This is a genomic window from Leisingera sp. F5, assembly GCF_001593695.1.
This window is the reverse complement of record NZ_LUKH01000506.1, coordinates 1-2,240: the sequence shown is the minus strand read 5'-3', so window position 1 is coordinate 2,240 and position 2,240 is coordinate 1. Positions and strand designations below refer to the sequence as shown.

Below are 2,240 nucleotides of genomic sequence, written 5' to 3'. Positions count from 1 at the left end.
ATGCCAGCGACGGCAAGGGGACGCTGGAGTCCGTTTCCGCGCTTAGCCGGCAGGATATTTTTGATGCCTATGAAGCGGTTTTTGCGCGAGACAGGCTGTACGTCAGCGCGGTGGGCGATATCACCGCTGAGGAACTTGGTGTGCTCCTGGATGAGTTGCTGAGCGCCTTGCCAGCAGAGGGCGGCCCGATTCCGGGCCCGGCTGAAGTTTCAATCGCGGGCGGTGTCACTGTTGTGGATTTCGACACGCCGCAATCTGTGGCCCTGTTCGGCCAAAAGGGGATCAAGCGCGAGGATCCGGATTTTTTCACCGCTTATGTGATGAACCAGATCTTGGGCGGCGGCTCATTCGAGACCCGGCTGATGACCGAGGTGCGGGAAAAGCGCGGGCTGACCTACGGGGTCTATTCCTACCTGGTGCCGCGTGACCTGGCGGCGGTCTATATGGGGTCGGTGGCCTCGGCCAATGGCAAGATGGCCGAAGCGGTCGAGGTGATCCGTAATGAATGGCGCCGCATGGCCCAACAGGGCGTGACGGAGAAAGAGCTGAAGGATGCGCAGACCTATCTGACCGGTGCTTATCCGCTGCGCTTTGACGGCAACGGCCGTATTGCCTCGATCCTCGCGGGCATGCAGATGGACCATTTGCCGATCAGCTATGTGGAAACCCGTAACGACCGTATCAACGCTGTCACGCTGGAAGACGTGAACCGCTTTGCTGCGGAATTCATGGATCCAGACGGTTTGCATTTCGCCATTGCAGGACGCCCCGAGGGGCTGGAATCCACCAACTGACAGCTTTCAGGCGGGGCCGCGATACCTCGCCTGGCATCCTGCATAGCACACTGCCGCCCTCGGCAGCAGACGCTTGCCGCTTTCCCTTTCAATTTACACCAAACTCATGTATGGGCGGGCTTGTCTGAGACGATGTGCCAGGCCCCGGCACGCGAAAGCAAGATAGATGGGGCCGGCGGCAATGGGGCCGCCACGCAAACGGGAGACCCGGAGGGCCGGGAGTGCTCCCAATTAGGATACGCTAGATGTTTAACGTTTCGAAAAAATCGATGCAGTGGGGCGAAGAGACGCTTACACTGGAAACCGGCAAGGTTGCCCGCCAGGCTGATGGCTCTGTGATTGCCACGCTGGGCGAAACCTCGGTCATGGCCAACGTGACCTTTGCCCGTCAGCAGAAGCCCGGCCAGGACTTCTTCCCGCTGACCGTGCATTATCAGGAAAAATACTATGCTGCGGGCAAAGTGCCCGGCGGCTTCTTCAAGCGCGAAGCGCGCCCGACCGAAAAAGAAACCCTGACCGCGCGCCTGATCGACCGTCCGATCCGCCCGCTGTTTGTTCCCGGCTTCAAGAACGAAGTGCTGGTGATGTGCACCGTGCTGAGCCACGATCTGGTCAACGACCCGGACATGGTTGCAATGATCGCCGCTTCCGCTGCGCTGACTCTGTCGGGCGCACCGTTTATGGGCCCGATCGCAGGCTGCCGCGTTGGATTCGAGGATGGCGAGTACGTCCTGAACCCGACCGTTGACGACATGCAAGACCTGCGCCTGAACCCGGAACAGCGTCTGGACCTGGTTGTTGCCGGCACCAAAGACGCCGTGATGATGGTGGAATCGGAAGCATACGAGCTGTCCGAAGCAGAAATGCTGGGTGCGGTGAAATTTGCCCACGAGCAAATCCAGCCAGTCATCGACCTGATCATCTCGCTGGCCGAAGAAGCCGCGAAAGAGCCGTTCGACTTCCAGGCGCCGGACTACTCCGAGCTGTACGAAGCCGTCAAAGCTGCCGGCGAAACCGAGATGCGCGCTGCCTTTGCGATCAGCGACAAGCAAGAGCGCACAGCCGCGGTTGCCGCCGCCCGCGAAACCATCAAGGGGGCGCTGTCCGAAGAGCAGCTGGGTGACGCAAACCTGGGTTCCGCGCTGAAAAAGCTGGAAGCCGGCATTCTGCGCGGCGACGTTGTCAAAACCGGCAAGCGTATTGATGGCCGTGCGACTGACGAAATCCGTGACATCGTTTCGGAAACCGGCCTGCTGCCGCGGACCCATGGTTCGGCACTGTTCACCCGCGGTGAAACCCAGGGTCTGGTTGTGACCACGCTGGGCACCGGCGATGACGAGCAGTTCATCGACGCGCTGCACGGCAACTTCAAGTCCAACTTCCTGCTGCATTACAACTTCCCTCCCTATTCCGTGGGTGAAGTTGGCCGTGTCGGCGGCCCCGGCC

The 2,240-nt window shown here is 60.5% G+C and carries 2 protein-coding genes; both read left to right on the top strand.

The genetic code is table 11. The features are described 5' to 3' along the window. Positions 1-794 (top strand): pitrilysin family protein (locus A2I95_RS32530; RefSeq protein WP_291736471.1); only part of this gene is annotated, 794 nt, incomplete at its 5' end. A gap of 245 nt (positions 795-1,039) precedes the next feature. Next, positions 1,040-2,240: polyribonucleotide nucleotidyltransferase (locus tag A2I95_RS32525; protein ID WP_291736469.1), on the top strand; the 1,201-nt coding region annotated here is incomplete at its 3' end.